Genomic DNA, 22,264 nt, shown 5'->3' on the forward strand with positions numbered 1-22,264 from the left:
CGAAATGGTTTGGTATTAGTGAAAAACTGTGAAGTGAAATTCTGACAGAAAAAAACACAAATGATGGAATTTCTAGTAAAGGTGCATTTTTACAATGCATCTTTTTTTATACTACCTTTTCACCACAAATTTTACAGAACCTTGCATCATCGTCGATATCGTCATTTCCACAGCGAGGACAGGCTTTTTCTAATTCTTGCCGTTTGTTCCGCATCTCTGCAGTTACAATTCCAGTTGGGACCGCAATGATGGAATAACCAGCCAACATTAATAAAACAGACAAAAATTTACCTAAAGGTGTTCCCGGCGAAACATCACCATAACCAACGGTAGTTACAGTTACAACCGCCCAATAAATACTTTGAGGGATGCTTTCAAAACCTTCGCGATGTCCTTCTACCATGAACATCAAAGAACCCACAATGACCGAAAAAATAATAAGAAACATAAGGAATATGTAAATTTTCCGGGAGCTATTTTTTAATGCGGTTACAATAAATTTCCCATCATTCATAAAATCCAGCAGATTGAAAATCCTGAAGACTCTCAACATTCGTAGCATTCTGAGGATCAAAAAGTATTTGGTAATTGGAAAAAACAAACTTAAGTAAAATGGTAAAATGGCTAAAAAATCAATGATTCCAAAAAAACTAAAAATATAGGCTTTCTTATTCCGAAGCGTAATGATCCTTAAAGCATATTCTACTGTAAAAATTACCGTTATGATAATTTCTAAAATCACGAATAGCGAATGCAATTTCGCATCGAAATTACTTACACTTTCCATCATTACGATGAAAGTACTGAGTAAAATAAGAAAGAGAAGAATCAGGTCAAAAGCTTTTCCATTTTTCGTATCTGATTTAAAAATAACTTGGTAAACCGAGCGTTTCCATTTTGTTCTTTCTGGGATAAAATCGTGTTCTTTTTCCATTTTTTCTTAAAAACTAAATTTAAAGAAATAATCCTTAATTTCGTCACAAACTTAAGTAAATGACGATTGAAAAAGCAATTTTTGAAATTGAAAAGAAAATTTCTATAAAACAAGCTGAAGATTTTGACAATGTAGGATTATTATGTGGAAACCTTAATCGGGAAGTATCGGGAATTCTAATTTGTCATGATGCCCTGGAAAAAGTAGTAGATGAGGCAATTAGCAAAAATTTTAACTTGATCATCACGTTTCATCCTGTTATTTTTTCTGGTTTAAAATCGCTGACCGGAAAAAATTATGTGGAGCAATCTGTGATCAAAGCCATCGAAAATAAAATTGCGATTTATGCCATTCACACCGCATTTGACAATGATTGGTTTGGAGTTAATTATGGAATCTGCGAACAGTTAAGATTGAAGAATCAACAAGTTTTAATGCCAAAACCTAACAATTTAAAAGCTCTTGAATTTTATGTTCCGGCAGAATTTTCGGCAACACTAAAGGAAGCTTTATTTTCAGCAGGCGCCGGAAATATCGGTTTCTATGATGAATGCAGTTTTACCATTTCAGGAAAGGGAACTTTTCGACCGATTGAAGGTTCTAATCCATATTCCGGAACCAAGAATATTCGTGAAAATACCACCGAGGAAATGATTTCTGTTACTTTTGAATCGTATAAACAAAATCAAATTCTTGCAGCAATGAAAGCTGCACATCCTTATGAAGAGGTTGCTTACAAGATTATCAGTTTAGAAAATAATAATCAATATGCAGGATTAGGACGTTTTGGTGAATTAGAAAACGAAATGGAGGAAGCCGATTTTTTAAAAATGGTCCAAAATGCATTTAATTTAAAAATAATCAAACATTCCGATTATAATGGTAAAAAAATTAAAAGAGTAGGAGTTTTAGGTGGAAGTGGAGCAAGTGGAATAAAAGCTGCCATGTCAAAAAATTGCGATGCCTATTTGACAGGAGATCTGAAATACCACGACTTTTTTCAGAACGAAGGTAAAATGATGATTTGCGACATCGGTCACTTTGAGTCCGAGCAATTCGTCACCCAACAATTATTTGAGATTTTATCGGAAATTTTTCCTAAATTTGCAATCTCAAAATCTGTTGAGAAAACCAATCCTGTTAATTATTTTTTATAAAAATATGGCTAAGAAAACTGTAGAAATCTCCGTTGAAGATAAATTAAGAGCACTTTACGATTTACAAATAATAGATTCTAGATTAGATGAAATTCGTAATACCAGAGGCGAATTGCCGATTGAAGTTGAAGATTTAGAAATCGAAATCGAAGGTCTTCAAAAAAGATCAGAAAAATTTGCTGCTGAAATTAAAGAGCAGAATGACGAAATTAATACAAAAAATGAAGTTATTAATCACGCAAAATCTCTGATCGACAAATACAAATCTCAACAAGATACTGTAAGAAATAACAAAGAATTCGAAGCTTTAGACAAAGAAATCGAATTTCAAGAACTTGAGATACAGCTTTCTGATAAAAGAATAAAAGAATTTTCTGCAAAAATTGCGCACAAAAACGAAACTTTTGAAGAATTAAACAATAAAATTTCAGAATTAAAAAGCCACCTTAAATTCAAAAAAGAAGAGCTAGAAAATTTAGTTTCTGAAACTCAAAAAGAAGAAGATTTTTTAATTCAAAAATCAGAAGAATTTGCTCAAAATATCGATGCAAGATTGTTGGCTTCTTACCAAAGAATTCGTACCAATTCACCAACTGGTTTAGCGGTAGTTGGTCTGGAAAGAGGAGCACCGAAAGGATCGTTCTTTACTTTGCCTCCACAAAAACAAATGGAAATTGCGCAGAGAAAGAAAATTATTATCGATGAGCACAGTGGTAAAATCTTGGTTGACGACGATATGGTCAACGAAGAAAACGAAAAAATGAAAGAAATTATTAAGTTTTAATACTTAATAGTCAAGAGAAAAAGTTAGTAAAATCACCTAAATCCTATTTAGTGATCGGTGTTTTAGAAAGTTTATTGAATGGTATTTCAATAAACTTTTTTTTTGAACTTTTAAAAAAAAACTTTTTAGGATCGTTGTATTATTAAAGTGAAAACAAAAAGGAATCATTAGAGAAATAAAACTTAAGTAGTTTGCATAAATTTCGTGCGGTCTCAAGGTGAAAGTAATTAGTCATTTTTGTTACAGGAAATGAAAATTACACTAACGTAAATAAATGTATTGTTGATTACTTTTTTAGATGAATTTTACCAAAAAAAAACGCTTCAAATTATTTGAAGCGTTTTTTTTAAATCTCAATTTTACCTTAGATAGAATTGATAATGGTATTCAAAGTTGTTGAAGGTCTCATTGCCTCATCGGTTTTCTCGAAATTCGGTTGGTAATACCCACCAATATTCTGCGCTTTTCCTTGAGCTCCAATTAATTCCTCATTGATTTTAGTTTCATTTTCTTGAAGTGATTTCGCGATTGGTGCAAATTTTTGAGCTAATTCTTCATCCTTGGTTTGAGTTGCCAAAGCTTCTGCCCAATACATTGCCAAATAAAAGTGGGAACCACGGTTATCAATAGATCCAACTTTTCTAGAAGGCGATTTATCGTTTGCCAAAAATTTCTCATTTGCTTCGTCTAGAGCATCTGCTAAAATCTGCGCTTTATCATTATGCTGTGTTTGAGCCAAATGTTCCAAACTCGCTTGCAATGCCATAAATTCGCCTAAAGAATCCCAACGCAAATACCCTTCTTCAATAAACTGTTCGATATGTTTTGGCGCTGAACCTCCTGCTCCTGTTTCAAACAAACCACCACCATTCATCAATGGAACAATAGAAAGCATTTTTGCAGAAGTACCCAACTCCAAAATTGGGAATAAATCGGTCAAATAATCTCTCAAAACATTACCAGAAACAGAAATCGTATCTAAACCTTGACGAATTCGATCTAAAGTGAAATGCATCGCATCTTCAATATTTAAAATCTGGATGTCTAAACCTGTAGTATCGAAATCTTTTAAATAAAGTTCAACTTTTTTAATCATTTCACGATCGTGCGCTCTTTGGTTATCTAACCAGAAAATTGCAGGAGTATTTGATAATCTTGCTCTGTTTACCGCCAATTTTACCCAATCTTGAATCGGAGCATCTTTGGTTTGACACATTCTGAAAATATCACCATTCTCTACCTCTTGCTCTAAGAAAACATTTCCTTCTTCATCGGAAACTTTTACTTTTCCTGCTGCAGTCATTTGGAAGGTTTTATTGTGAGAACCATATTCTTCTGCTTGTTGCGCCATTAAACCTACGTTAGGAACAGAACCCATCGTTGTTGGATCGAGTGCACCATGTTTTTTCATGTCGTCAATTGCAGCTTGGTAAAAACCTGCATAGTTACGATCTGGAATCATTGCAATGGTGTCTTCTTCTTGTCCTTCTTTATTCCACATTTTTCCGCCACCTCTGATTAATGCTGCCATTGAAGCATCTACGATAACATCGGAAGGAACATGGAAATTGGTAATTCCTTTGTCGGAATTTACCATCGCAACAGCTGGTCCGTTTTCTAAGGCAGCTGCAATAGCTGCTTTGATATTTTCTTCTTCTGAATTTCCTTTTATTTTTTCTAATAAATTTTGAAGACCATTATTTGGATTAATGTCTAATTCATCAAATAAACCGGCATACTTTTCAAAAATTGCTTTAAAATAGACCTGAACCATCGCTCCAAAAATAATGGGGTCAGAAACCTTCATCATCGTCGCTTTTAAATGGCCGGAAAGTAGAACATTCGCCGCTTTCGTTTCTGCAATTGCGTCGGTAACAAAATTTTTCAATGCAGAAAGACTCATTTTCGAAGAGTCAATAATTTCTAAAGCTTTCAACGGAGCAAGCGCTTTCAATTCTTTTACAGAACCGTCGTTTCCGAAAAATTCAATTTTAAACTGCGAATCTTTTTCTACCGTTACTGAATTTTCGGTGCCATAAAAATCACCTTGCGTCATGTGCAAAACTTTGGTTTTCGAATCTGCGCTCCAAACTCCCATTCGGTGTGGGTTTGCTTTGGCGTAATTTTTTACTGCTTTTGGCGCTCTTCGGTCAGAATTTCCTTCTCGAAGTACAGGATTTACTGCACTTCCTAGAACTTTCGCATATTTTGTTTTAATGGCTTCTTCTTCAGCATTTTTTGGTTCTGCAGGATAGTTAGGAACAGCAAAACCATGTTCTTGCAGTTCAGCAATCGCACCTTCCAACTGTGGTGAAGAGGCAGAAATATTTGGAAGTTTGATGATATTGGTATCAGGTTTCGTCGCCATCTCTCCAAGTTGTGCCAAAGCATCTTCCACTTTTTGATCCTCGTTCAAAAACTCCGGGAAATTGGCTAGAATTCTTGCTGCTAATGAAATATCTTTTGGTAAAATTTCAATAGATGCCGTTTTGGTAAACGCTTTAACAATAGGTAACAAAGAATGCGTTGCCAACATCGGCGCTTCGTCGGTCAAAGTATAGACGATTTTTGAATTTTCTGACATTATGCTATTTTTTTATTTAAAAATTTAAGAATCACAAATTTACTGAAAAATTTAAGTTTTAGCGCAATCAAATTCATGATTTTCCTTCCATTAAATAATCTGAGACTTCCTCCTTTTTTCATGAAAATCTTAATCTGAAGTTTGCAATTCGTTTAAACTCATATATAGTTAAGACCTATAAATTTTGATTTCAGCAGGATGATTTAAGATTAATTTAACTTTAACCCTCTTATTAAACTCTAAAAAAATCAGTAAATTTGAATCAATTTAAAAATAAATTATGGCAGATATTACATTACATGGCAGTGCAGTTCACACAATCGGATCATTGCCGGAAGTTGGAAGCACAATAAAGAAATTCACTTTGATCAGTAAAGATTTAAAAGAAAATACCAATGATGATTTCTCTTCGAAAAGAATCATTTTCAATATTTTTCCTAGTATTGATACTGGAGTTTGCGCCGCTTCTGCACGCAAGTTTAATGAAGAAGCATCTAGCTTAGAAAATACAGTCGTTCTGAATGTTTCGAAAGATTTGCCTTTTGCTTTAAGCAGATTTTGCGCAGCTGAAGGTTTAGATCAGGTAGTGAACTTATCAGATTTCCGTGGAACATTTGGCGAAGATTTTGGAGTTACAATCACCGATTCCCCAATGCAAGGACTTTTGAGTAGAGCAATTATCGTTGTCGATGAAAACGGAACAGTTCTTTACACAGAGCAAGTCCCAGAAATTGCGCAAGAACCTAACTATGAAAAAGCACTCAATGCTTTGAAATAATATTTTTAAAATATAACATTAACCTTGTCAAGAATTCAAAATTTGACAAGGTTTTTTATTTTAAAAATGATAATTTTAAAAAGTAGTTTTAGAATTTTGTACCTTAGTGAAAATGAAAAATTATGGAACCTATTAGAATTGAAATTACCATTTTGGAACCCACTCAAAAAGTTTGGGATTTGATGACAACTCCAAACCATATTGAAAAATGGAATTTTGCCCATGAAACTTGGCATTGCCCGAAAGCTGAAAATGATTTGAGAGTCGGAGGAAAATTCACGTACAGAATGGAAGCAAAAGATGAAAGTTTTGGCTTTGATTTGTCGGGAATATATGACGAAATTATTCCATTGAAAAAAATAAAATATCATTTGGAAGACGGAAGATTGGTAGAAGTTTTTTTTAATGAAATTGATCCTACTACCACGGAAGTTGTAGAAATTTTCGAGCCAGAAACGCAAAATTCACGAGAAATGCAACGCGATGGATGGTACGCAATTTTGAATAATTTCCACAAATATGTTGAAAATTATAAATAAATTTAAGAGAAATGAATCCTGATATTGAAGCGTATATCTTGAAGTTTCCTGAAAATATTCAGATAATTTTGATTCATATTCGAACTCTTATTTTGGAATTAGCGCCCGAAGCTCAGGAAAAAATAAGTTACGGAATGCCGGGATTTTATTTGAATAAAAAACCATTGGTCTATTTTGCTGCCTACAAAAATCACATTGGTTTTTATGCAACGCCAAACGGTCATGAAAAATTTGAAAAAGAGCTTTCCGTGTACAAACAAGGAAAAGGTTCGGTCCAATTTCCGTTGGCTAAAGAAATTCCTTATCTATTAATTAAGGATATCGTTAAATTTAGAAAAGAAAACGTCTTCCAATAACCATCTCAAAAAAAACATAAAAATGAGAAACAATATCTTTCCATGTCTTTGGTTTAACGGCGACGGAAAAGATGCTGCGGTTTTTTACACCAAAATATTTGGCGGTACAATCACCACCGATACTCCTGTCGTAATCAACCTCAATCTTTTTGATCAGCAATTTATGATTCTAAACGCTGGTCCGCAATTCGAAAAAAACGCTTCTGTATCATTCATGATTTTATGCGAAACCGAGGAAGAAGTGCAGAAATACTGGGAAAAATTAGCAATGGATGGAATTGTTTTAATGGAGTTGGGAGAATATCCATGGAGCAAAAAATATGGTTGGGTTCGTGATCAGTTTGGCGTAACGTGGCAAATTTATCTTGGGGAAAAACAGGGAGACCAAAAAATTGTTCCGACCTTGATGTTTATTCACGAAAATAATGGGAAAGCCCAGAAAGCGATGAACCTTTACACCTCAATTTTTCCCAATTCAAAAATTAGTGGCATCTTGAAATATGGTGAAGGAGTCGGAAACGAAACTCATGAAATCCCGCAAAACATTCAACATGCTGCTTTTGAACTGGATGGTTACACTTTTTTTTGCATGGATAATTCTTTTGACCATCAGTTTGATTTTAACGAAGGAATTTCAATGGTTGTCATGACCGATGATCAAGAAGAAACCGATCATTTATGGAATTCACTCATTGCAAACGGCGGCAGAGAATCGATGTGCGGTTGGTTGAAAGATCCATTCGGCGTCAGTTGGCAAATTGTTCCCAAAAAATTACTGGAATTAATGAATGGTTCAGATCGCGAGAAAGGGACCAAAGTAATGAACGCAATGATGCAGATGAATAAAATCGTGATTGAGGATTTAGAAAATGCTTACAATTCCTAAAAAGTAGAATATGAAATTTTTAGAATTTGAAATACAAATCAATGCAACTCCAGAAAAAGTTTGGGAAACGCTTTTCACCCAAGATTCCTATAAAAAATGGGCATCTGCAATGAATGAAGGAACTTATTTCGAGGGAAATTGGGAAGTTGGTAGCATTATGAAATTTCTGGATCCGCAGAATAATGGAATGTATAATTTGGTAACAGAAAATATCCGGTTCAAAGTATTAGGAATGAAACATTTAGGTTGGATTTTGAAAGGCGAATTAAGCCCACAAAATTGGGAAGATTCTACTTTAAATTATATTTTAGAACCCAGTGAAAATGGTACTTTGTTAAAAGGAACCGTGAATTCCTTAGATGAATTTGTAGAATTTTTCAACTCAAAATATCCGCAAAATTTTGAGCATATTAAAAGACTTTCAGAAAAATAAAAATGAAAAATTATGGAAACACTGGAGTACGAAATCAGCATAAAAGCATCGGTTCAAAAAATATGGGATTTGCTTTGGAATCAAGAAACTTATCCGCAATGGACGCAGTTTTTTATGGAAGGTTCACAATTCAAAACAGATTGGGAAGTGAATGGGAAAACCTACTTTTTAGATGCCCATGGAAACGGAATGGTTTCCACTATTTTGAGTCTGGAAAAACCGCGCGAAGTTATTTTTAGCCATTTAGGAATGTTCAAAGACGGTGTAGAAGATACCAAAAGCAAAGAAGTCATCGAATGGAGTGGTGCGCAGGAAAAATATTTTCTACGAGAAATTGATGAAAATACGACTGAACTTCGAGCGATCGTTCACACTTCCAAAGATATGGGAGAATTGATGAATAAAGGTTTTATTCAGGGATTTGAGGTTTTGAAAAAATTAGGAGAAGCTTAAAGCAGTAGATTTTTAAGATGTTTAAAAGGCGGAAGTATTTCCGTTTTTTTTATTTCAATGGACTTAGATTTTGTTTTTTTAGAAATAATTGTAAATTTTTAAAGTATAATCATTTTCCGCACGTCTTCAACTTTATGGACGGGGAAATTTTCAAGATGTCACAGCGTGAAAAGGAGAATATCATTGCACAGACCGTAAAAAATTACGGCGGCAAATTGCTGTCTTTTATTCGTCCAAAAGTAAACAATTCCGAAGATGCAGAAGATATTTTGCAGGAAGTTTGGTACCAATTCAGCAACCTGACCAATATTTCAGAAATTGTGAATGTGAGTGCGTGGTTATACACGGTTTCCCGCAACAAAATTACCGACAGTTACCGTAAAAAAAAGACCGAAAATCTTGAGGATTTCGTGTACGAAGATGAAGACGGAACATTTTCCATCAAAGATATTTTATTGCTGGATGATTCAGAAAATCCGGAACTTTTGGCTTTTCGGGAAGAAGTTTGGAAAGCGCTCTTTTCCGCGTTGGATGAACTTCCGGAAAAACAGAAATTGGTTTTTACAGAACACGAAATTGAAGGCAAGAAACTCCAGGAAATCGCAGATGAACAGGGAGAAAATTTAAAGACGATCATCAGTAGAAAAAATTATGCAATCAAACATTTAAGAAAGAGAATGACGGTTTTGTATAAAGATTTAAACAGTTAAAAAAGTAGAAAATGAAAAATAGATTTAAAGGGAAAATTGTACTTTTTGTATTGCTTGCAATTGCCATGTTTTTCGCGGTTTCAGCAATCGTAATGGTGCTTTGGAATCATTTGCTTCCCGAAATTTTGGGGGTGAAAGCGATTACATTTTGGCAAGCTTCCGGGATTTTAATTTTATCTAAAATTCTTTTCGGAGGATTTCACGGCAAAAAAGGTTTCGGCAGAGAAAAATTCCAGAAATTAAAAGAGGAAAGAATGAGCGGAATGACCGAGGAGGAAAAAGAAAAATTCAAGGAAATGTGGAAAAAACGCTGCGAACGCGGATTTTTCCGAGATCAATGTTAGAGAAATTATAAAATATCATTAGAAGCGGGCTTTAGCCCGCTTTTTTATGGAGTCTTGCGGTGGCTTTAGCCAAAAATTATTATCAGTTATAATATAAAATTTAAAGTAAAAACCCGTTGTACCCGTCTTCATTAAAAAGAGGCCATCACAAAATTTGAATCTAAAAATTTTTAAAGTAAAATTCAAATTCAGTCGTCTTCATTTATATAACAAACGTTAAAATTAAAATTTAAAAAAAAATGAAAAATTCAAGGTTAAAAGGAGTATTCGGAGTTTTAGCAGCAGTAGGAATTGCGGTCGCCGTAAAAAAAATGGCAGACCGCAAAAAAACCATGAAAGACATTTTCGAGGAATATGACATCAAAGAAAGATCGCCATTTGGTTTTGCAGACAAGATCCGCGAAATGGATGATGAAAAATATGCAGAAATGAAAGCGAAAATCAAAGAAAAATTTGCCTCAAAGCATTGCTGCAAAAGACATTCGGGACGAAAATTTGCAGAAGCATAAACCATTTTCGACGAACTCAATTATTTGTTGAAACGGAAAGATTTTTTCTTTTCGTTTTTTTTATTTTTTCTGAGGCGCCTTTTTGACATCGTCGAAAAGGTAATTGTTATTTTCTGGGGCGCCTTTTTCCGCCCTCCATTCCCGCTTTTTTTGTTCCGCTGCGCTCCACAAAAAAGAGCTCCATTCAGGTCGGGGCGCAATTTTGATTCTTAAATAAAGTCCGGATTAATCGAAAAGTCCTATTTTTGCAGGAAGAAATTACATTGTACATTTTACAAGCTACATTTATACATTTTAATTGAAAAACTACTATTATTTTCTCGGCATTCAGGAAAACGCTTCCGGAGAAGACATTAAAAAAGTTTATCGAAAATTATCATTAAAATACCATCCGGATAAAAATCCCGGTGATGATTATTTTGAGAACCGTTTTCGCGAAGTTCAGGAAGCGTATGATATTTTGGGCGATCCAGAAAATCGCAGAATCTACGACGCAAATTTAGGCCATCAACAGAGAAGTTACCGCCCGACTTTGCCGCCATTTATCAAAACTTTTTCAGCGAACAAAATCAGAGTTCAGAAAGGCGAGGAAGTCATCATTAACTGGCAAACGAACAATGCAGACATTGTGAAAATTTTGCCCTTTGGGTTAGAAAAAGCGTACGGAGAACGGACTTTTAAAATTACGGAATTCAAAGACGGAAAATTTCAGATTCTGTGTCATGCCACCAATTCTTTGCTCAATAAAACAGTCGTTCGTGCGATTACCATTACAGAAACTTTTGAAAATAAAGGAGAGGAGATCCGTAGTGAAGTTGAAAAGATCTTCAAACCCGCAAAACCGACTTTCCAAAATCCGGCGGGATTTTCAGGAAAAGTGCAAATTATTTTTGCCCTTGTTTTTATTCTGATCTTAATTTTAATCCTGATCAGAAATTTTAATCAATAAGGTGATTTTTGCTAAAAAATATTAAGCCATTTTCAGACGACCCGGACATTTCTTGCAGCGTTTCCCTTTTTTAAATTTCTTACAACACTTTTTCTTTAAACATAATAACTCCTCAGAATCACCATTGAAAGGCAACAAGGGCGCAATTTTAAAAGGGATGATTGGTAAATTCATGCTGCAAAGATAATACTTATTTAGAATTGTTCAAAATTATAATATTCCATTTAGGTGATAAATGTCAATTGTTCGTTTCGCAAAAAATTGTATTTTTACGAACCTCTATTTCTAATAAAATCTACAGTAAAAATATGAACACCACCCAATTTGTAAACCGTCACATTTCTTTGAATGAAGCTGATAAAGAAGCAATGTTGAAGAGAATAGGCGTTTCTGGCATTGATGAACTGATTGATCAGGCGATCCCGAAATCAATTCGTTTAGAGAAAAATTTAGAGATCTCACCCGCACTTTCGGAGTATGAAATGTTGGCGCATTCCAAAGATCTGGCTTCGAAAAATATCGAATTCGAAAATTATATCGGGTTTGGTTATCACAGCACCATTTTGCCAAGTGCAATCCAAAGAAATATTTTAGAAAATCCATCTTGGTACACCGCTTATACGCCTTATCAAGCAGAAATTGCGCAAGGTAGGCTAGAAGCATTGTTGAATTTTCAAACCGTAGTTTGTGATTTAACCGGATTTAAATTAGCGAATGCGTCACTGCTCGATGAAAGTACAGCAGCTGCGGAGGCGATGCACATGTTTTTCGAAAGCAGAACCAAAGACCAGAAAAAAGAAGGAGCCATCAAATTCTTCGTTTCGGATCTTGTTTTGCCACAAACCATTGCAGTGTTAAAAACTAAAGCAGAAGGTTTAGGAATCGATATCATCATCGGGAATTATAAAAATCACCAGTTCAATAATACGTATTTCGGGATCTTGTTGCAATATCCAGGAAAGAACGGAATCATTATCGATTACACCGAAAATATTAAATATTACAAAGAGCACAACTTACAAGTTGTGGTTGCATGTGATCCTTTGGCGTTGGTGAAATTGAAATCTCCTGCAGATATGGGTGCAGATTGCGCAGTCGGAACAACACAAAGATTCGGAATTCCGATGGGTTACGGTGGTCCTCACGCGGCATTTTTCGCCTGTAAAGACGATTACAAAAGAGATATTCCGGGTAGAATTATCGGAGTTTCCCAAGATGTTTACGGAAAACGTGCCTTGAGAATGGCGCTTCAAACCCGCGAACAACACATTAAAAGAGAAAAAGCAACTTCAAACATCTGTACTGCACAGGTTCTCTTGGCTGTAATGGCGGGAATGTACGCTGTATATCACGGACCAAAAGGTTTGAATTTTATTGCTGATCAAATCCACTTCAAAGCAAATGCATTGAGCGATGGCTTAAAAACTTTAGGATACGATGTCGTAGAAGAAGCGATTTTCGATACAGTGAAGTTCCGCATTCATGAAGATGAGAAAAATGCTTTGTTGATTGTGATGAGAGATCATAAGATCAATCTGAATTATTTTTCAGAAGGAGTTGTAAGCATTTCTATCAACGAAACTTCTACCAAAGAAAAATTGCAGACTTTATTCGATGCTTTTGCGCAGTTCAAAGACAAGCAAAGCTTCAAACTAATCATCAAGGAAGAAGTTCATATTCCGGCAGAATCATTAAGAACAGATGCTATTCTAAAAGAAGAAGTTTTCCATAAATACCATACTGAAACCGAATTAATGCGCTACATCAAGCGTTTGGAAAGAAAAGATTTATCCTTAACTCATTCCATGATTTCCCTCGGTTCATGCACCATGAAACTCAATGCAGCCACGCAAATGTTGCCGCTTTCTTGGTCAGAATGGGGAAATGTTCATCCATTTGTACCTACCGAACAAGCAGGAGGTTATCAATTCTTAATTAAAGAGCTGGAAAAAGATTTAGCAGAAATCACCGGATTTGCTGGAACTTCTTTACAACCCAATTCTGGTGCACAAGGAGAATATGCAGGTTTAATGGTGATCCGTCAATACCACAAATCACGTGGCGAAGCGCATCGAAATATTGCCTTAATTCCACAGTCTGCACACGGAACCAATCCGGCTTCTGCAGTAATGGCGGGAATGAAAGTGGTTGTAGTAAAAAATCTGGAAAACGGAGAAATCGATTTCGAAGATTTGAAAGCGAAAGCAGAATTGCACAGTGAAAACCTTTCTGCAGCGATGATCACGTATCCTTCAACTTACGGATTGTTCGATGAAAATATTAAAGACATCACGAAATTAATCCACGAACATGGTGGACAGGTTTATCTGGACGGTGCCAATATGAACGCACAGGTTGGATTTACCAGTCCCGGAAATGTAGGAGCCGACGTTTGTCACCTTAATCTTCACAAAACTTTCGCCATTCCTCACGGTGGAGGTGGACCTGGAGTTGGACCGATCTGCGTTGCCGCACATTTGGTTCCTTTCTTACCTTCCAATCCGAATATTAAAATTGGTGGAAAAGAATCGATTGATGCTATTTCCGGAGCGCCTTACGGATCCAGTTTGGTGCTGAATATTTCTTATGCCTACATCAAAATGCTCGGAACAGCAGGTTTGATGAAAGCTACGGAACACGCCATTTTAAATGCCAATTATCTGAAAGTAGTTTTGGGAGAACATTTCCCGATCTTATACGCCAACAAAAATAACAGAGTTGCGCACGAATGTATCGTCGATTTCCGTCCGTTTAAAGCGGTTGGAATTGAAGTTGCCGATGTTGCCAAAAGATTGATGGATTATGGTTTCCACGCACCAACAGTGAGTTTCCCGGTTGCCGGAACCATGATGATCGAACCTACAGAATCTGAAAATAAAGCAGAACTCGACCGTTTCGCAGAAGCGTTAATTTCTATTAAAGGAGAAATTGACGAGATCGCAAACGGCGATGCAGACGAAAAAAACAACGTGTTGAAAAACGCGCCACACACCGAACAAGTGGTGATTTCTGATTCCTGGGACAAACCCTACAGCCGGGAAAAAGCAGCCTATCCTTTGGAATGGGTTCGCGAACACAAATTCTTCGCTACCGTTTCCCGCGTTGATGAAGCGTTTGGCGACCGAAATCTGATCTGTACCTGCGCTCCAATCGAGAGTTACATGGACTAATACATTTTTGAAATAGCAAATCCCCTTCAATTTTGAAGGGGATTTTTTTTGATTTAAAGCTCAAAGTCGGAGACTTTGCCAGCTGATAATTTATAAGTCACCTGGATTACCTGGATTGTTTTTTAATTGGTGGCTGTCATAATATGCATGTATTTGATTGTTCAACGCAAGTTCATTTAATTTTGATTCAATTCCTTTTATTACATTTACTTTCTTAGTAATATCGTAAAATTCAAGTTCGCTAATACTTTTATTTAAAATTCCGATTTTATTATCTAAAATAAAATTTCTATCATTTAAATCATCTTGTCTCGTTAAGTCGATTTGAATCACTTGGTCATTTTTGTTTATTGAATAAAGCATTTTTCGAAATAAATTTCCTTTTCTACCCCATATCAAAGCAAATAGCAATTTCCTAGTTTCTAAAGAGGTGTTTTTCAAAAATTGTTCTGAAAAATTGATTTCACTATTTGCATCTATAAATTTATATAGTATATTAAATAATTCATCATAATTAATGCTTTTGTTAATCAACTCATCATCCGTATAGATAAATCTTAAATTTTGTCTCTCTTTATCGAAAAGATCATTTTTTACTTTATTATAATTCTGCGCTAAATCACTATTCGTAGTCCGTAAATTTTCTAATTCAGAAGTTAAGTTTTGTATTCTCTGTTTATTTAGTACATCTGAATTTCGAATTCTTTCTTCATACGATCTTTTTAAATCCTCCATTGATGAATTATATTCTTCAATCTCTTTTTTTCCAGATAATATTTTTTCTTTGTCATACTTGTGTTGTGTAGATGCTAAATCATGTTTCCAATCTATGTTTTTTGAATCATTTAGGAGTACTTTCCTTCTATTGTTCGGTACTCTCAATAATGCCTCGATTCCCCACATTAAAATAGGGAACAATGTTGAAATCAAAAAACTTGCAGCAACAAGCAAAATTAAATTCCAAAAATGATCCCAGAAAGTCCAATTTCTATATAAATAAGTAATATTATTTATTTTGCCCTCTACTGATGATTTCGAAAATAAATAAATGGAAATCGGCTTCCAATAATTTAATATTACCAAAGTAATATAAAAGGGAATTATTGGTAATTTTAGTCGCTCCTTTGCAGCATCTTTTGTTTCCTTGTAGTAGTCTAAAATGTATTTAAAAGTATCGGTATTACTAATCATAGGTTATTTAGTTTTATGAATGATTGTAACTTATTTTTGAGAATATTTAAAAATAAATTTTGATATTGATCTTCATTCTTAATTAATCAAATATACCAATAAACTTCAAACCTCACCACAGAATTCACTTGCTACCTAAGATTATTCTTCAACACAAATAATCCCGAACCAGTCGGGATTATTTTTAGTAAAAATTTTAGTTTAAGGCTTTGGTGCGTTCTTCGATTTCGGAGTATCATCAATACTGATTCCCCAATCTGCGAGCTTTTTCGGGTTTCTGCCGGTAACCTTGTCAAGGTTTCAAACCTTCACAAGGTTAGAAAATAATGGCTCAAAGTCAGGAGACTTCGCAGCGGGAGCTTTCTTGTAATTATAGATTTTGCTCCATAAAATGATGGAGCAATAAAGTTTCGGAGCAAAAATTTTTATTCCTTACTTTTAAGGCTTATTTTTGGGTTCCTATTATGATTTTAAACAGCCTTTATACGCATCAACGCACCGGTAAAAACCTTGCAACTTCTGCATCCAGAACCGATTTCCAACGGGATTTTGACCGCATTATTTTTTCTGCCGCTTTCCGAAGACTGCAAAATAAAACCCAAGTTTTTCCGCTTCCGGGAAGTGTTTTTGTTCACAACCGATTGACGCATTCGCTCGAAGTTTCTTCTGTAGGACGAAGTTTGGGAAGTGTCGTCGGCGATTTTATCTTCAAAAACTACGAAAAAGACCTCGATGAAAATGCGCGGAATTTTTATCAACACCAACTTCATAATGTCATTGCTGCAGCATGTCTGTGTCATGATGTGGGCAATCCTGCGTTCGGACATTCCGGTGAAGATGCCATTGCGAGTTATTTCGAAAAAAATGAACGTGATCTGAAGCAAAAATTCTCCGAAAAAGAATGGGCAGATCTCGTCAATTTTGAGGGAAACGCCAATGCGATTCGGGTTTTGACCCATCAGCAAAAAGGCAAAGATGATGGTGGAACGCAACTTACGTATTCTACTTTGGCGAGTATTGCAAAATATCCTTGTGAAGCCATTGCAAAGAAAAAAGGCGTAATTCACCGGAAGAAATTTGGCTTTTTTCAAAATGAAAAAGATACTTTTCTGGAGATTGCAAGATCAGTGAATATGCTTCAGGAAAACGAAGAACCAACCATCTTTAAAAGACATCCTTTTGTTTGGCTTGTGGAAGCTGCAGATGATATTTGCTACAACATTATCGACATGGAAGATGCGCACCGCTTGGGAATTGTCTCCACTTCGGATTGCGAAAATCTCTTTTTTGAACTCATTAAATCGGAAAATCAAAACACGAAGAGGGTAGAAGACAAACTGGCGGTTTTGACGAATGCAAACGAGCGGATTTCTTATCTGCGCGCAAAAGTCATCAATGCTTTGATCAATAAATCCCTCGAAATTTATGAGGCTAATTTCAGCAAAATCTTAGAAGGCAATTTCGAAACTGCTTTGCTGGATCTTTATAAAAGCGAAAACAAATCTCTGCAGGAAATCGAAAGTTTTTCCATCGAGAAAATTTACGGTCACAAAGCCGTGGTAGAAATAGAAAACGCCGGTTATAATGTGATGAATGAACTGCTGAATCATTTTATTCCGCCCATTTTGAAGGAGAAATCAATACATAAATCCTACGATAAAATGGCTTTGAAATTATTGCCACAACAGTTTTTATATGAAGACGGAACGGATTATCAAAAGGTTTTGGGCGTGATCGATTTTGTCTCCGGAATGACCGACAATTTCGCCACCGATCTTTACCGAAAAATTAAGGGAATCGATATTGGAATGACGATGTAATCAGCCAGCAAAATTGTTTAGCCACCGATCGATAAAATTTTTTCCGTTTTCATACATGATTCCGCGGACGATTTTTTTCAACTCAGCGGTCGATTTTCCGAAGAGAATTCGGGTGCCGCCATTTTCATTTACATAGGCTTTTTCTGCCACCGGAATCCATTTGATCATATTAGCTTCTAGTTCTTCTAAGGAGGAAATGTCGGGCGAGATTTTCAAGGGTTCGATCAGACCATCAAAATCGCTTCCGAGACAGATCTGATTCCACGGTTCGGCGATATCGGTTTTGAGCAGACCGACCTGAATAATGTGAATAATATTGAAACAGAAAGATAACGGATGTCGGTCTTCTTTGGTAGGAATCAGCCAGCTTTCGTTCTCAACGATCATAGATTCCATCGTATTTAGAGGTAAGTTCTTCACGGTGATTTGGGGGAAGTGGGTGTGGAAATCGGCGGTACTCAGATATTCGTTTTCGCTCGTTAAGCTGATTCCATATTCGGATTGAAAGCCTAAAATCCTTACATCCAGACTCATTCCTATGATTCCGTTGCTGTTTAAAATTTCTGTGATATCTTCATCCATTAAATTGATCGACCAAGGATTAAAGGTGAAATCATTATTAACAAAGGAACCCCATTTTCCACAGATTTTTTTCTCCATTTCTATAGAAACCGCGCGCGTTCCTTCATAATTATAGACGGTACAGCTGTTTCTTTTCAAAGCGTTTTTCCACTCATTCACCGTATAACCTGTAACTCCTATATGAGAAGCGATGATTGGGATTTTTTCGTATTTTTTTTCTTTCTGAATTAATGTTTTTCGGAAGTCGTAGTAATCTTGGCGGGATTTTAATCCTAAATGTTTCACATCAATTAAAACCGGGCGATACTCATTTTTATGGTTGGTCATCGAGTAGCATTTTTCGATCACATCATATCCCAAAGAGGAAATTCCGTTTCCGAACGGATAGAAAGAAGGGTGTTTCAGCATTTTCATACCAAAAGCATGGGTGGCTAGAAATTGTTCGTTGATGTGCGTGAGATGAGTGAGGGTAAGATAAAGAAGATCCATATTTTCTTTGGAGAGGCTTTTGTAAAATTTCTCCAGATTAACCGCCGGATTTTGGTTGTAATTCGCGGTCGGTTCTTCACCGTTTTCGGTATCTATAATCATTTCTCGCCAAAGGTGATCTGCATCCTGCGATATTTTTTTGAGTTTCTTAAGGTCGGTGAAACGGTCTTCGATGTAATCGATTTGAAGAGGATTACCGATTAATAATTTACTGAAATTATGGGAACCTTCTAGACTTAAAATAATATTTAGGCCATTTTCCAGGGCTTTTTTGTTGCTATTTCTAGATAGAATCGCGATGGTACTTTCCTGATGATCGCGCAATTTTTTGTAGAGACTTAGTTCCATTAGCATCAAGCGGTAGTAGGAGATTTCGCCATTGCGAACTTTTTCAAAGAAAATTTTATCAAGCGGATTAGAAAATTTACTTTTTAAAACAGTACCGAAAAATCCGCGGCTGTCTGCAAACCCAAATTCAAGATTTACAATGGCAGCGACGGCATAATTTACATTTCCTTTTTTACATTGCTGAATGCTGCTCTGGCTTTTTAGGATGTGAATGAAAAGTTCATCGACAACACTCGTAAAGACATTAGACATTCTCACCGGTTGCGTGAGATCTTCGAATGTTTGGATGGATGGTGGAATCGAACCATCGTAGGAACTGAGGAAATTTTTGAACAATGGATGCAAATGCAGATCGAAATATTTTTTTTCCATGGCTATATTTTTTTATAACTGTCAAAGTACATTTTTAAGATTTTTTCGGAATCGGTGACTGCGTTGATACTGTCTGATTCAAAAATACTCGAAACGGGATTTCCGGTCATGGCCGAAACCGCAATTCGTGATCGCTCGGTCATCGCCATTTCTTGACTGGATTCTTGCGCAGAAATGTTTTTTTTGAGCAGGGCTTTCCAAAGAAAATGGACGGCTTCCCGAACTCCCAAATCCCATTCCTGACGAGGATCATTGGCGTAAGCATATTTTTTGTCATCGACATCAGGTAATTCACATTTCAGGAGTTCATAAACATTGAGTATTCCGGCGCCATAATTTTCGGTGTCCCAAACTGGAGGTTTCGTTGCAGATTCTTTCAAACAAATTCTGAATGCTTCCACCATTTGCCACGGAAATTTATATTTCTCTAAAATTTTTTCACGGTACGTGGCTTTCCAAAGTGCTGCAGCCGCTGCAACATGTGGTGCGGCGTAACTGGTTCCGCTTCCATAGACCATAATTTCATTATATTTCTCATCCATCGAGGGAACATACACATCTTCGCCGGGTGCAGAAATATCGACTTCAGTTCCGTAACAGCTTCCACGCCATGGTTTTTGATTGGGATTGGTGGCAGAAACAGCTATTGTTCCGGGATATAGCGCAGGTGAAACAACCATTTCCACTTCATTTCCCGAAGCACAAACCCAGATGATTCCGTTGTCGTACGCTACTTTTGCAGCTTCTGCAATCATCGGTCGCGGATAAGTTCCCATGCACATAAACATCACATCAGCATTGGTATGCACCGCTTGATTCACGGCATCAACGATATTTTTTCCTCTGTTGATCAGGACTACAGATTCTGAGATGCGATACGGAATAATATTTACTAAAGTGTTTTTCTTTTCATCGCATAAAAGTCCGTAATTTCCATCGCTTTTAAAGACCGCACTCATGTCACCACCAGTTATAATACTTGCTGTTCTGGTACCGTGTCCCGGATGTTTCAGAAAACCTGTTCTCATGTCATCGCGTGCATCAGAACCATCGACGAAATCTTCGTCACAGTCAAAATTAAATCTTCCTTTCACCTTTGCATGATCGGTATAACCGGTATCGAGTTGAACCAGATTTATTTTTTTAAGATTTTCAATGATGGTATTGATTTCCAAATCAAGCGCTTTTTCGTCGTGATCATGAACCGAATTTTTTTCTTTTACGATGGACATCAGCAATGAATGGACACCGTTTTCTGTGCTTTTTTCTGTTGGTAAACCTACCGCGGATCTGTTCCAAAGACGTTGATTGAGTACATCGGAATCATCGATTTTAAAATAAGTAGAGGCGCTCCATTTTGTTTTAAAGTCATCTTGTCTTCCTGCGGCGTTGCTGGTTTTCATATTTTCCAACATGTCGGATTCTGTGAGTTGATTGTGGGATTTGCTTTTTTTGAGGAGATCGGTTTCCATTTCCAGATCAGGAGTCGCGGTTTTGATTTGGGGTAAAGCTTCTAGTTTCGCCGCAAGTTCCCAAGGATTTTCGCTGGTTCGTAAGGTGATATACTGTATGATTTTTTGCGAAGGAATGGTAGAAAGAGGAAACAAAGGTTCTGAACTGATTGCGGTTGGAACAAGTTTTTTATAGTTTTCTTTCCAATCTTCTTGCATCGTCAGAATATTCGAAAGTTCTATTTCAAAATGCAGAATGGGAACATTGTCTTTTGTGGAATTATTCTGAATCATATTCACTGCTTGATTTAAAACCGATTCTTTGGAATTTTTCATTTCGTTTATTGGTTTTTCTTTATTGAATTCTGAGGAGGTATTTTGAATTTTTTCTGACTGCTCTTTGCCGAGAATTGTATTTTTCAAGGAGGTCATCTCCTCGGATAATTTTATATTTCTGATGCAGCGAATGAGGGAACTAACGCGGATGCCTTCATTTCCGAGCCAATCGATCGTTTCATCGGCGTCGCCTTCTTTATATACACCGCCATCTTTTCGTAACCACTGTCCTTGCGGATTTTTATTGGGAATGCTGCTGTGATGCAGTGCAACAACTTCACCAGTTCCTAAACCGATCACCACAGCTCCTGATGAGCCAGGAAGCGTGTCGGATTCATAAATTAAAAAATCATCTTTCAGCGTTAACATTCGGATGTCCTTCATGACGGTTTTTTTGTAATCCCCTTTTGGATGTTGAATGACCACACAATTTTCACCTTCAATTATTTTTCCCAAAGTTTCATCCAAAATGGTACACGGAATATCACTAATGTTTTTACCTTCTTTCGCCTTATCGGAAACGGCGACAATTGTAAAATCTAAACCGCTGTTGGGGTTGCCTGCATCTGGTTCGTAAGAAGAAGTCATGAATAATTTTTCGGGCACAAAACCGAAAGTTTGCACTTTTTTAGTTTCATTGTTTTCGTCGAGTTCGTAGTAGAACTGAACCATGGAGTTTTTGGCTGTTTCCGCATCGGGAAAAACGTGATTGTTGGTAATTAGAATTCCAGGTGCTACTAAAAAACCTGTTCCATAACCCGAATTTCCGTAGCGCGTTTTTATGGTAATTCTTCCAACAGATTCCGAAATTTTTAGAATTTTATAGAGGATATTGATATCCTGAAAATTTGGCACCCCATTAATTCGCTCTAAAGCAGCTGAAATAGGCATGTTTTCCCGTGCAATTCTCTTCGAAAGTTTATCACTGTCTGTTTGAATATCGGTAAGAGTGGCTTCACCCATACGATTTTCATGGATTCCTTTCTTTATACTGTCGATTTTTTCGGTTGCCTGCTGAAAACGCTCGTAGGCAAGATCATTAATAAATTTTTGGGATGACATTTTTCGGTAATTTTAGTTTTATTAATA

19 protein-coding genes are annotated in these 22,264 nt (G+C 36.2%); 14 read left to right on the top strand and 5 right to left on the bottom strand.

The features are described 5' to 3' along the window. Positions 1 to 106: 106 nt before the first annotated feature. Positions 107 to 934 (bottom strand): ion transporter, encoded by an 828-nt coding sequence (locus tag BW932_RS11250; RefSeq protein ID WP_076387606.1) that lies wholly within the window; start codon positions 932 to 934, stop codon positions 107 to 109. A 59-nt stretch (positions 935 to 993) separates the two neighbouring features. Between BW932_RS11250 and BW932_RS11255 the strand changes: the two genes are divergently transcribed. Both BW932_RS11255 and BW932_RS11260 read left to right on the top strand, forming a co-directional pair. Further along, positions 994 to 2,091: a Nif3-like dinuclear metal center hexameric protein gene (locus BW932_RS11255; RefSeq protein WP_076387607.1), complete on the top strand. Its 1,098-nt coding sequence runs from the start codon at positions 994 to 996 to the stop codon at positions 2,089 to 2,091. A gap of 4 nt (positions 2,092 to 2,095) precedes the next feature. Next, complete coding sequence (locus BW932_RS11260) at positions 2,096 to 2,875, top strand: zinc ribbon domain-containing protein (protein ID WP_076387714.1); 780 nt, start codon at positions 2,096 to 2,098, stop codon at positions 2,873 to 2,875. 364 nt (positions 2,876 to 3,239) lie between these two features. Here BW932_RS11260 and BW932_RS11265 read toward each other — a convergent pair whose 3' ends face one another. Next, on the bottom strand, positions 3,240 to 5,459 hold the full coding sequence (locus BW932_RS11265) for an NADP-dependent isocitrate dehydrogenase (RefSeq protein WP_076387608.1): 2,220 nt from the start codon (positions 5,457 to 5,459) through the stop codon (positions 3,240 to 3,242). 280 nt (positions 5,460 to 5,739) lie between these two features. On the opposite strand from BW932_RS11265, the gene tpx reads away from it, so the two are divergent. The 11 genes from tpx to gcvP all read left to right on the top strand — a co-directional run bounded on the left by tpx (position 5,740) and on the right by gcvP (position 14,586). After that, a complete protein-coding gene (gene tpx / locus BW932_RS11270) occupies positions 5,740 to 6,237 on the top strand; it encodes a thiol peroxidase (RefSeq protein ID WP_076387609.1) in 498 nt (165 codons plus the stop codon). A gap of 122 nt (positions 6,238 to 6,359) precedes the next feature. After that, the gene (locus tag BW932_RS11275; RefSeq protein WP_076387610.1) at positions 6,360 to 6,776 is read left to right on the top strand and encodes an SRPBCC domain-containing protein; all 417 of its coding nucleotides are present in this window, start codon (positions 6,360 to 6,362) and stop codon (positions 6,774 to 6,776) included. Between the two features lie 11 nt (positions 6,777 to 6,787). Continuing rightward, positions 6,788 to 7,132 carry an iron chaperone gene (locus tag BW932_RS11280; RefSeq protein ID WP_076387611.1) on the top strand — a complete coding sequence of 115 codons (345 nt, stop codon included), beginning with the start codon at positions 6,788 to 6,790 and terminating at the stop codon, positions 7,130 to 7,132. A 22-nt stretch (positions 7,133 to 7,154) separates the two neighbouring features. Continuing rightward, positions 7,155 to 8,018 (top strand): VOC family protein, encoded by an 864-nt coding sequence (locus tag BW932_RS11285; RefSeq protein ID WP_076387612.1) that lies wholly within the window; start codon positions 7,155 to 7,157, stop codon positions 8,016 to 8,018. Between the two features lie 10 nt (positions 8,019 to 8,028). Beyond that, positions 8,029 to 8,451 carry an SRPBCC family protein gene (locus BW932_RS11290; RefSeq protein ID WP_076387613.1) on the top strand — a complete coding sequence of 141 codons (423 nt, stop codon included), beginning with the start codon at positions 8,029 to 8,031 and terminating at the stop codon, positions 8,449 to 8,451. A 12-nt stretch (positions 8,452 to 8,463) separates the two neighbouring features. Beyond that, positions 8,464 to 8,904: an SRPBCC family protein gene (locus BW932_RS11295; protein ID WP_076387614.1), complete on the top strand. Its 441-nt coding sequence runs from the start codon at positions 8,464 to 8,466 to the stop codon at positions 8,902 to 8,904. Positions 8,905 to 9,059: 155 nt separating this feature from the next. After that, positions 9,060 to 9,614, top strand: coding sequence for an RNA polymerase sigma factor (locus BW932_RS11300; RefSeq protein ID WP_143745554.1), 555 nt, complete (start codon positions 9,060 to 9,062; stop codon positions 9,612 to 9,614). Positions 9,615 to 9,625: 11 nt separating this feature from the next. Next, positions 9,626 to 9,958 carry a hypothetical protein gene (locus BW932_RS11305; protein ID WP_076387616.1) on the top strand — a complete coding sequence of 111 codons (333 nt, stop codon included), beginning with the start codon at positions 9,626 to 9,628 and terminating at the stop codon, positions 9,956 to 9,958. 239 nt (positions 9,959 to 10,197) lie between these two features. Then, the gene (locus tag BW932_RS11310; RefSeq protein ID WP_076387617.1) at positions 10,198 to 10,467 is read left to right on the top strand and encodes a hypothetical protein; all 270 of its coding nucleotides are present in this window, start codon (positions 10,198 to 10,200) and stop codon (positions 10,465 to 10,467) included. 298 nt (positions 10,468 to 10,765) lie between these two features. Next, complete coding sequence (locus tag BW932_RS11320) at positions 10,766 to 11,416, top strand: J domain-containing protein (RefSeq protein WP_076387619.1); 651 nt, start codon at positions 10,766 to 10,768, stop codon at positions 11,414 to 11,416. Positions 11,417 to 11,724: 308 nt separating this feature from the next. Next, positions 11,725 to 14,586, top strand: a complete 2,862-nt coding sequence (gcvP, locus tag BW932_RS11325; RefSeq protein ID WP_076387621.1) for an aminomethyl-transferring glycine dehydrogenase — start codon at positions 11,725 to 11,727, stop codon at positions 14,584 to 14,586. Positions 14,587 to 14,676: 90 nt separating this feature from the next. Here the strand turns inward: gcvP and BW932_RS11330 are convergent, their stop codons facing one another. Continuing rightward, entirely contained in the window at positions 14,677 to 15,777 is a 1,101-nt protein-coding gene (locus BW932_RS11330) for a hypothetical protein (protein ID WP_076387623.1), read from the bottom strand. A gap of 464 nt (positions 15,778 to 16,241) precedes the next feature. On the opposite strand from BW932_RS11330, the gene dgt reads away from it, so the two are divergent. Next, positions 16,242 to 17,597, top strand: a complete 1,356-nt coding sequence (gene dgt / locus BW932_RS11335) for a dGTP triphosphohydrolase (protein ID WP_076387625.1) — start codon at positions 16,242 to 16,244, stop codon at positions 17,595 to 17,597. On the opposite strand, the gene BW932_RS11340 is transcribed toward dgt, so the two are convergent. Both BW932_RS11340 and BW932_RS11345 read right to left on the bottom strand, forming a co-directional pair. After that, on the bottom strand, positions 17,598 to 19,388 hold the full coding sequence (locus BW932_RS11340) for a hypothetical protein (protein WP_076387627.1): 1,791 nt from the start codon (positions 19,386 to 19,388) through the stop codon (positions 17,598 to 17,600). A gap of 2 nt (positions 19,389 to 19,390) precedes the next feature. Then, complete coding sequence (locus BW932_RS11345) at positions 19,391 to 22,237, bottom strand: S8 family serine peptidase (RefSeq protein WP_076387630.1); 2,847 nt, start codon at positions 22,235 to 22,237, stop codon at positions 19,391 to 19,393. Positions 22,238 to 22,264 lie beyond the last annotated feature (27 nt).

It is taken from the genome of Kaistella chaponensis (assembly GCF_900156725.1).
In the GTDB taxonomy this organism is placed as follows: domain Bacteria; phylum Bacteroidota; class Bacteroidia; order Flavobacteriales; family Weeksellaceae; genus Kaistella; species Kaistella chaponensis.

Excerpts from the sequence above, each read along its gene's own strand:
- BW932_RS11330 (WP_076387623.1), bottom strand. The coding sequence starts at position 15,777 with ATGATTAGTAATACCGATACTTTTAAATACATTTTAGACTACTACAAG.
- BW932_RS11345 (WP_076387630.1), bottom strand. The coding sequence starts at position 22,237 with ATGTCATCCCAAAAATTTATTAATGATCTTGCCTACGAGCGTTTTCAG.
- tpx (WP_076387609.1), top strand. The coding sequence starts at position 5,740 with ATGGCAGATATTACATTACATGGCAGTGCAGTTCACACAATCGGATCA.
- BW932_RS11250 (WP_076387606.1), bottom strand. The coding sequence starts at position 934 with ATGGAAAAAGAACACGATTTTATCCCAGAAAGAACAAAATGGAAACGC.
- BW932_RS11255 (WP_076387607.1), top strand. The coding sequence starts at position 994 with ATGACGATTGAAAAAGCAATTTTTGAAATTGAAAAGAAAATTTCTATA.
- BW932_RS11305 (WP_076387616.1), top strand. The coding sequence starts at position 9,626 with ATGAAAAATAGATTTAAAGGGAAAATTGTACTTTTTGTATTGCTTGCA.
- BW932_RS11295 (WP_076387614.1), top strand. The coding sequence starts at position 8,464 with ATGGAAACACTGGAGTACGAAATCAGCATAAAAGCATCGGTTCAAAAA.
- BW932_RS11310 (WP_076387617.1), top strand. The coding sequence starts at position 10,198 with ATGAAAAATTCAAGGTTAAAAGGAGTATTCGGAGTTTTAGCAGCAGTA.
- dgt (WP_076387625.1), top strand. The coding sequence starts at position 16,242 with ATGATTTTAAACAGCCTTTATACGCATCAACGCACCGGTAAAAACCTT.
- BW932_RS11340 (WP_076387627.1), bottom strand. The coding sequence starts at position 19,388 with ATGGAAAAAAAATATTTCGATCTGCATTTGCATCCATTGTTCAAAAAT.
- BW932_RS11300 (WP_143745554.1), top strand. The coding sequence starts at position 9,060 with ATGTCACAGCGTGAAAAGGAGAATATCATTGCACAGACCGTAAAAAAT.
- BW932_RS11280 (WP_076387611.1), top strand. The coding sequence starts at position 6,788 with ATGAATCCTGATATTGAAGCGTATATCTTGAAGTTTCCTGAAAATATT.
- gcvP (WP_076387621.1), top strand. The coding sequence starts at position 11,725 with ATGAACACCACCCAATTTGTAAACCGTCACATTTCTTTGAATGAAGCT.
- BW932_RS11265 (WP_076387608.1), bottom strand. The coding sequence starts at position 5,459 with ATGTCAGAAAATTCAAAAATCGTCTATACTTTGACCGACGAAGCGCCG.
- BW932_RS11260 (WP_076387714.1), top strand. The coding sequence starts at position 2,096 with ATGGCTAAGAAAACTGTAGAAATCTCCGTTGAAGATAAATTAAGAGCA.
- BW932_RS11285 (WP_076387612.1), top strand. The coding sequence starts at position 7,155 with ATGAGAAACAATATCTTTCCATGTCTTTGGTTTAACGGCGACGGAAAA.
- BW932_RS11290 (WP_076387613.1), top strand. The coding sequence starts at position 8,029 with ATGAAATTTTTAGAATTTGAAATACAAATCAATGCAACTCCAGAAAAA.
- BW932_RS11275 (WP_076387610.1), top strand. The coding sequence starts at position 6,360 with ATGGAACCTATTAGAATTGAAATTACCATTTTGGAACCCACTCAAAAA.